General features: G+C 62.8%; 10 protein-coding genes. 9 read left to right on the top strand and 1 reads right to left on the bottom strand.

The annotated features are described in order from the left end of the window. Positions 1-140 precede the first annotated feature (140 nt). The gene (locus B3873_RS14775; RefSeq protein ID WP_024542568.1) at positions 141-674 is read right to left on the bottom strand and encodes a carboxymuconolactone decarboxylase family protein; all 534 of its coding nucleotides are present in this window, start codon (positions 672-674) and stop codon (positions 141-143) included. Positions 675-791: 117 nt separating this feature from the next. On the opposite strand from B3873_RS14775, the gene B3873_RS14770 reads away from it, so the two are divergent. From B3873_RS14770 to B3873_RS14730, 9 genes are all read left to right on the top strand, one after another. Further along, positions 792-1,634 carry a helix-turn-helix transcriptional regulator gene (locus B3873_RS14770; RefSeq protein WP_079436164.1) on the top strand — a complete coding sequence of 281 codons (843 nt, stop codon included), beginning with the start codon at positions 792-794 and terminating at the stop codon, positions 1,632-1,634. Positions 1,635-1,811: 177 nt separating this feature from the next. Beyond that, positions 1,812-2,102 carry a nucleotidyltransferase family protein gene (locus B3873_RS14765; RefSeq protein WP_001247892.1) on the top strand — a complete coding sequence of 97 codons (291 nt, stop codon included), beginning with the start codon at positions 1,812-1,814 and terminating at the stop codon, positions 2,100-2,102. Then, the gene (locus B3873_RS14760) at positions 2,099-2,485 is read left to right on the top strand and encodes a DUF86 domain-containing protein (protein ID WP_003100872.1); all 387 of its coding nucleotides are present in this window, start codon (positions 2,099-2,101) and stop codon (positions 2,483-2,485) included. Before B3873_RS14765 ends, B3873_RS14760 begins: the two co-directional genes overlap by 4 nt. 15 nt (positions 2,486-2,500) lie before the next feature. Beyond that, positions 2,501-2,674, top strand: coding sequence for a hypothetical protein (locus B3873_RS14755; protein WP_003154411.1), 174 nt, complete (start codon positions 2,501-2,503; stop codon positions 2,672-2,674). A gap of 47 nt (positions 2,675-2,721) precedes the next feature. Next, positions 2,722-3,072 carry a cupin domain-containing protein gene (locus B3873_RS14750; protein WP_182370110.1) on the top strand — a complete coding sequence of 117 codons (351 nt, stop codon included), beginning with the start codon at positions 2,722-2,724 and terminating at the stop codon, positions 3,070-3,072. A gap of 260 nt (positions 3,073-3,332) precedes the next feature. Further along, a complete protein-coding gene (locus B3873_RS14745; protein ID WP_286866959.1) occupies positions 3,333-3,659 on the top strand; it encodes a hypothetical protein in 327 nt (108 codons plus the stop codon). Next, positions 3,656-4,156: a transposase gene (locus tag B3873_RS14740; protein WP_286866957.1), complete on the top strand. Its 501-nt coding sequence runs from the start codon at positions 3,656-3,658 to the stop codon at positions 4,154-4,156. The genes B3873_RS14745 and B3873_RS14740 overlap by 4 nt, the downstream gene beginning before the upstream one ends. After that, a complete protein-coding gene (locus tag B3873_RS14735) occupies positions 4,153-4,524 on the top strand; it encodes a hypothetical protein (protein ID WP_003100853.1) in 372 nt (123 codons plus the stop codon). Before B3873_RS14740 ends, B3873_RS14735 begins: the two co-directional genes overlap by 4 nt. Beyond that, on the top strand, positions 4,518-4,968 hold a 451-nt coding region (locus B3873_RS14730), incomplete at its 3' end, for a recombinase family protein (protein ID WP_286866955.1). The genes B3873_RS14735 and B3873_RS14730, both read left to right, overlap by 7 nt.

The raw sequence follows: 4,968 nt of genomic DNA, 5'->3' as shown, positions 1-4,968 counted from the left end.
GGGCGGCTGATGCCGCCCTGGCTGTCCACATAGGGCGAAAAGTCGCCGGCCGTGACGGCCAGTGGCAGGACGAGGGCGCTGGCGAGCAGAGCGCCGGTGAGTGCGATTTTCATTGTGTTCTCCTTATATGCCTATGGAGATCAGACGGCGACCACGGGGAAATCCACCGTGGTGTCGGCGATGTGGTTGGTGTAGTTGGTGAGCGTGTTCAGCGCGATGTTGGCGATCACTTCCAGTATCAGGCCGTCGTCGAGCCCCGCGCGGCGGTAGTTGGCCATGGCGTCGGCCGACACCACGCCGCGTTGCTCGACCAGCGCGCGGGCAAAGCCGGCAATTGCATCGTCAAGTGCGTTGGCCGCCTGGCCGGTGCGGGCCGCGGCGATGGCCTCTGCCGACAGTCCGGCACCTTTGCCGATCAGGGTGTGTGCGCTCAGGCAGTACTGGCAGCGATTGGCTTGACCGGCAGCCAGCGCAACGATCTCGCGCTGGGTGGCACTCAGGCGGCCGGTGCCCAGCGTTTCGGACAGGCCGAGGTAGCCGTTGAGCGCTGCCGGCGCGTGGGCCAGCGTGGCGAGCAGGTTCGGCACCATGCCGAGCTTGGCTTTGACGGCCTTGAGTGTGGCAGCGGTAGCGGCGTCAGCGGTGTCGATGGTCAGGGGGGCGATTTGGGTCATGTCTATCTCCGTAGTGGGTGAGGTGCAAGAGCACGTGGGCATGATCGCCCTTTGTTTGGTACGATATGGCACGTAAAGTATCAAATACGTAACCTATCGTCTTATATGGAGAGTGGAATGGCGGATCGACTGGCCGGCTTGCTCCGGCACTACTCGCTTTCGGCGCGCGTTTTTCACAGCGGCGCCTTCTGTGGGCAGCATCATTACGCGGCGCCGCATGGCTATATCCATCTGGTGCGGCGCGGCCCGATTACGGCGCGTTCGCCCGTGCATGAAGATCTGCTGGTTACCGAGCCGAGCCTGCTGTTTTATCCGCGCGTGGCGTCGCATCGTTTTGTCGCCGCCCCCGGCGATACCGCTGAGCTGTTGTGTGCGGAGGTCGATCTGGGCGCTTCGACGGGCAATCCGTTGGCCATGGCCTTGCCGTCGATGCTGCTGATTCCGCTGGCGGACTTGCCCGGCCTCGGGCCGACGCTAGAGCTGCTGTTTGCCGAAGCCGAGCGCGACCAGTGCGGTCGGCAGGCCGCCATCGACCGCTTGTGCGAGTTGCTACTGATCCAGTTGCTGCGTTATCTGATGGATGGGCGGCTTGGCGCCACCGGACTGCTGGCGGGACTGGCCGACCCGAAACTCGCGCGCGCCATAACCGCCATGCACGATGCGCCGCAGACCGCGTGGTCGCTCGAGGCGCTGGCGGCGCAGGCGGGCATGTCACGCGCGCGCTTCGCCGCCGCGTTCAAAGACGCGGTGGGCGTCACGCCGGGCGACTATCTGGCCGACTGGCGGATGAACGTCAGTTGCACCCTGCTCAAGCAGGGGCGTCCGGTGGCGGTGGTGGCCGACCGCGTCGGCTACGGCAGCCCGAACGCGTTGGCGCGCGCCTTCCGCGTGCGCATGGGCTGCGCCCCGCGCGACTGGCTGGCGCAGCAGCGCGGTGACGCGTCGCTCAGCGGTTCGTGAGTTTGAGGTCGATTCGCCGGTTCTTGGCGTAGGCGGCGTCGGTGTTGCGCTCGTCGAGCGGGTGAAATTCACAGGCGCGGCACGGGAATCAAGGCATTGCGATTCTCGAAAATAGTTCTTGAAATTCTATTCTTGATTGCATATCATCTCAACGAGTTTCGATAAGAAAGGATGCGCATGCGACCGTCTGTTGTGCTTGACATGAAGCGAAGCGCAGTGCGTGAAGCGGTAGGCCGCTTTCGCGCCGCGAACCCGCGCGTCTTCGGCTCGGTGCTGCATGGCACCGACCGGGATGGCAGCGACCTCGACCTGTTGGTCGATGCGCTGCCCGGTGCCACGTTGTTGGACTTGGGCGATTTGGAAGAAGAACTGAAATCGCTGCTCGGCGTTGACGTCGATCTGCTGACTCCCGGCGACCTGCCGCCGAAGTTCCGGGCCAAGGTGCTCGCGGAGGCGCAACCGATATGAGCGAGAACCGCCTGCCCGATTACCTCGACCACATTCAGCAGGCCGCAACCGATGCGCGCAGCTTCGTGGAAGGGATGGCCAAGGACGACTTCTTGGCCGACAAGCGCACCCAGCAGGCCGTCATCATGAGCCTGATCGTCATCGGCGAGGCGGCCACAAAGGTGATGGATGGCTACGTCGAGTTCACCCAGGCGCATGCCGACGTGCCGTGGCGCAGCATGCGCAATATGCGTAATCGCATGGCTCACGGCTATTTCGACATCAACCTCGATGTGGTGTGGGAGACGGTACAGGAATGGCTGCCGGCGTTGCTCCAGCAATTGCCCGCCGTGCGTCAGGATGCCGACGATGAAGACCGTAACGACAAAGGCATGGAGCCATGACCAATCAAGCCGCCGATGTTCGGCCCCTCTGGCGTGTTCGATCCCGCGACCTATGAGCCGCGCTCGGGCAAGACCTTCTGGATGGCCGCAACGGACGTGAGTTCGCTGGTGGGCAAGGAGGCAGCAGCCGACACGCTCATCGGCAACTGCACGACCGCACGACCAGCCTCCCGTTCAAATTCGAGTTAGAACTCATATCCAGCCTGTCTGGGGGCACTGTGAAAGAGGGATCTCCGATGACTGTTGAATCGAGAATATTTTCTGTAGCCGAGTATGTTCAGCCGTCCGAAGGCGAGCCTATTCGTTCCGTTGTGCTTGAAACCCGAGACTCAATTATCGTGGTTTGGCATGTCCATCCCGGGCAGGAAATTGCGGCTCACATTCATCCTCACGGCCAAGACACGTGGACTGTTTTGTCGGGAATGGCTGATTACTTTCAGGGCAATGGGATTGTTCGTGCCCTCAGGGAAGGTGAGATAGCCGTGGCAAGACCGGGCCAAGTGCACGGGGCGCGAAATACAGGTACCGAGCCATTTGTGTTCGTCTCGGTTGTGGCATCAGCCAATGCCGGTTTCGTATTGGCTTAGCGATAGAGCCCAATCTCTGGAGTTGGTCCAATGAGCGGTCGGGGAGATAGGTAACAGACATGCAGCGGACACGGCTGCTAAACCAGGTCGCAAACCTCCTTGCGTCGCAGCGTGCCGCAAGCGACGCGATCAATCGAATGGGGTCGGCATGAGACTGAACACCATCCAGTTCCCGACCGCGTAGCCGCCTGTCCTGCCGATCAGGTCTTGACCATCGACGCCTGGGATCAGTCCTGAATGTTCTTGGAGACCACTACGTTATGAGCCGCAGCCGCCGCAAAACACCCATCGTCGGGCACACGACCTGCGGCAGCGAGCGCGAGGACAAGAAGCTCTGGCATCAGCGCTGGCGCACCCGTGAGCGCACGGCGCTGACCAGCGCGTCGCCCGAAGCCCTGAGCGCCCATCTGCCCCTGCTGGAAAGCCAGGCCAGCAGCGTCTGGTCGATGGGCAAGGATGGCCGCTCCTACTGGCCCGTCAAGCGCCAGGCCGCCACGGCGGATCGCATCGCCAATCACAAGGGACGCAACCCGCAAGAACGCGCCTCCCTGAAAAAGCGCCTGCTGCGCAAGTGGATGAGCAAATGAAGCTCTCCTTCCATCAGCACATTGCGCTGTTCTGGATGATAAGTGCTCCGGGCGTCTTCGCGCCCGTGATCGAGAACGCCAAGCGGCCCGATGCCGGCGCCGTCATGGCGTGGGGTGTCGCGATCGTGGCGGTGATGATCCTCTTCACCCCTTTGCTGCTGCGCTGTCCACCATTCCGGCGCTGGTATGGCCGGACGGATGCGCTGTCGGAGCGGCAGCGCCAGGCGCTTGCCGAGCGCGGCCTGCGCCGCTACTACCAGACCGCTTTCGATGACGGCTACGTGCCCCGCGTGATGCCCTACGTGTGGCGCATCATCTGGACGGTCGGCGGGTTGATGGCTGTGACCGCCGTACTGCCTACCAACACCGGACGGCCAGCCTTCGATGCCTTGGTGGTCTTCTCGACCTGGTATCCGATAGGCGTGATGCTGCTGGTTTTCGCGTCGAGGCCCCTTGGCCGGTTGATTCGCCAAAGAGCACAGGAGCGGCGGAAATGAGCACGTCAACCATCGAGGCGCTGGCCAGCGCCTGGGCAAGGATTGCCGAGGAAGCGGAATTCCCCGCTGACTACGAGGGGACTGCCACACCACAAGCGCATCGGGCTAGCGAAGCTATTCAGGAGCAGATTCGGGAGCGCATCGTCGCCACCAACGACATGCGGCTGTTCAGCCTGCTGCACCTGCTGGGTCAGGCGTCGCTGCGCATGGAGCAAGCGCTGTGGCCGGAGGATTACGAGCGGATGACGCGCGAGGTTGAGGAAGCCCTGCGGCAAGCCACCGACGCCAACGCCAGATCGTACACCCACGAAGAAGTGATGCAGGCGATGCAGGAACGCATCGACCGGGCGCGAGACAAGCCATGTTGATTGGCTATGCGCGCGTCTCGACGCAGGATCAGAACCTGGAGCTGCAACGCGAAGCCTTGAGCAAGGCCGGATGTAAAAAGGTCTTCGAGGACAAGGTGAGTGGCACGCGGGCAGACCGGCCTGGCTTGGCCAAGACGCTCGAAATGCTGCGCGAAGGCGATACTTTGGTCGTCTGGAAGCTCGACCGGCTGGGCCGGTCGGTCAAGCAACTGGTCGATCTGGTCGGCGATCTGCACAAGCACGGTGTCCAGTTCAGGAGCCTCACCGACTCCATCGACACCGGCACACCATCCGGGCGGTTCTTCTTCCACGTCATGGCGAGCCTTGCCGAAATGGAGCGCGAGCTGACCGTCGAGCGCACCCGCGCCGGGCTGGAAGTCGCCAAGCAGCTCGGCCGCAAAGGCGGCCGCAAGTCGAAGATGACCGACAGAAAGATCGAGTCGG

It is taken from the genome of Herbaspirillum sp. UBA812, assembly GCF_002296545.1.
Taxonomy (GTDB): domain Bacteria; phylum Pseudomonadota; class Gammaproteobacteria; order Burkholderiales; family Burkholderiaceae_D; genus Herbaspirillum; species Herbaspirillum huttiense.
This window is presented reverse-complemented; position numbering and strand designations above follow the sequence as displayed.

Bases quoted from the DNA above. Each gene is read 5' to 3' on its own strand.
- B3873_RS14765 (WP_001247892.1), top strand. From the start codon at position 1,812: ATGCGACCGTCTGTTGTGCTTGACATGAAGCGAAGCGCAGTGCGTGAA.
- B3873_RS14735 (WP_003100853.1), top strand. From the start codon at position 4,153: ATGAGCACGTCAACCATCGAGGCGCTGGCCAGCGCCTGGGCAAGGATT.
- B3873_RS14740 (WP_286866957.1), top strand. From the start codon at position 3,656: ATGAAGCTCTCCTTCCATCAGCACATTGCGCTGTTCTGGATGATAAGT.
- B3873_RS14745 (WP_286866959.1), top strand. From the start codon at position 3,333: ATGAGCCGCAGCCGCCGCAAAACACCCATCGTCGGGCACACGACCTGC.
- B3873_RS14750 (WP_182370110.1), top strand. From the start codon at position 2,722: ATGACTGTTGAATCGAGAATATTTTCTGTAGCCGAGTATGTTCAGCCG.
- B3873_RS14755 (WP_003154411.1), top strand. From the start codon at position 2,501: ATGTTCGGCCCCTCTGGCGTGTTCGATCCCGCGACCTATGAGCCGCGC.
- B3873_RS14760 (WP_003100872.1), top strand. From the start codon at position 2,099: ATGAGCGAGAACCGCCTGCCCGATTACCTCGACCACATTCAGCAGGCC.
- B3873_RS14770 (WP_079436164.1), top strand. From the start codon at position 792: ATGGCGGATCGACTGGCCGGCTTGCTCCGGCACTACTCGCTTTCGGCG.
- B3873_RS14775 (WP_024542568.1), bottom strand. From the start codon at position 674: ATGACCCAAATCGCCCCCCTGACCATCGACACCGCTGACGCCGCTACC.